Consider the following 1,211-nt stretch of genomic DNA (forward strand, 5'->3'; position numbering starts at 1 on the left):
GTCCATCCCGCCGGGTAAAGGCTGGCCCTTAACCTGCGAACGTTACCAAGAATCGCATTTAGCCGTAGAGGGGCCTCACACCCCTCCAGATAGTCCAGGGTTTCTTTTAGGGTCAGGAATACCTTTGTAGCATGATAACGCACCCAGTAAGACTGTGGGCCTCCCCAGACATATACCTGCTTGCCACGCTCCCAAGCATAGAGGATCTCCATCGACGTTCCGATATAGGGAATGTCCTTACGCGACATTTCCACGAGCAGAATATCCGCCCGGTCAATCATGGCCTTGTCAGTTTCAACGATCTGTTTCGGGGTATAGGTAGAAATGTTTACATTTGGATCGTAAAGATTCTTTCCATCGGTCGGGTCGAGCACGGCATAATCCGCCGCCTCCAACCGCTTTGTAGCGTCCTGCCGCCACCCGATGGCGAACTCCGGTGATACCTTGTCGATGGCCCCGGCCAGGTAGACTGTTTTATTCATCGCGCCTCGCCTCCACGTCAATCATCTCCGGCATAACAGCCTCAAAGTGCATGATAGCCATGATGTTCCAGCAGGCCGCCGCCAAGTGATCCTCGCCCCGCTCCCCGGTCAGCCAGCGGAAAAGATGCCGGACCGCCGACGAAAAGCACCTGCTGGCCGGGATGCCCTTCTCCCAGTTGCGATCCGCATACTTCGCCGCGCCTGCCTCGTAGTGCAGGGCCAGCCGTTTCAGGCCGTGCGGGGTAATCAGGTCATAGCGGCCCTTGCCCTTCGCCGGATCCCGGACCGCGCCGGTATCAAACTGCTGCCGCTCCCCGCTGTCCTCCAGCAGATAGTCGGTTTGTTGTTCGGTCATGGTATCACCGCCAATTCAAGTAGTCATCTTTAATCGCCCGGAAGTAGGGTATAAACTCGCCCTTGCACCGGGTCACGGTTCCTTCTTCGGTCACGTGGATCTCCACAATCCAGCCGCCGACGTGCGCGGCGATTTGCTTGCCTCTCATCCAATTAGTTTGCGCCTGAAAACATCCCGTCTGAAACGCGTGGACGTTGCGGTAAAAGATATACTCCGCCTTGTGGTAGTGGCCTATGGCTAGAATGTTCGGCTTCTCCCCGCCGTGCATGGCGTCGATCATCTTTTGCGTTTTGTAGCTGATTGCATATGCCGTGCCGTCTATGGGGTGCCTCAGCTCCAAGATGCAATTCGGGGTCAGATTGATGGTGGCGAAG

General features: G+C 56.3%; 3 protein-coding genes. All 3 read right to left on the reverse strand.

Features of this window, described 5'->3' with window-relative positions; all coding sequences use genetic code 11:
* The coding region (locus ACE4YL_RS04410; protein WP_461369297.1) for a nucleoside 2-deoxyribosyltransferase domain-containing protein at positions 1-482 on the reverse strand (482 nt) is incomplete at its 3' end.
* Positions 475-837 carry a dATP/dGTP diphosphohydrolase domain-containing protein gene (locus tag ACE4YL_RS04415; protein ID WP_461369298.1) on the reverse strand — a complete coding sequence of 121 codons (363 nt, stop codon included), beginning with the start codon at positions 835-837 and terminating at the stop codon, positions 475-477. The genes ACE4YL_RS04415 and ACE4YL_RS04410, both read right to left, overlap by 8 nt.
* 4 nt (positions 838-841) lie before the next feature.
* A partial coding sequence (locus tag ACE4YL_RS04420; RefSeq protein ID WP_461369299.1) for a hypothetical protein occupies positions 842-1,211 on the reverse strand: 370 nt, incomplete at its 5' end.

The organism is Candidatus Darwinibacter acetoxidans, from assembly GCF_041936445.1.
Lineage (GTDB): Bacteria > Bacillota > Limnochordia > Darwinibacteriales > Darwinibacteriaceae > DTU010.

Excerpts from the sequence above, each read along its gene's own strand:
- ACE4YL_RS04415 (WP_461369298.1), bottom strand. The coding sequence starts at position 837 with ATGACCGAACAACAAACCGACTATCTGCTGGAGGACAGCGGGGAGCGG.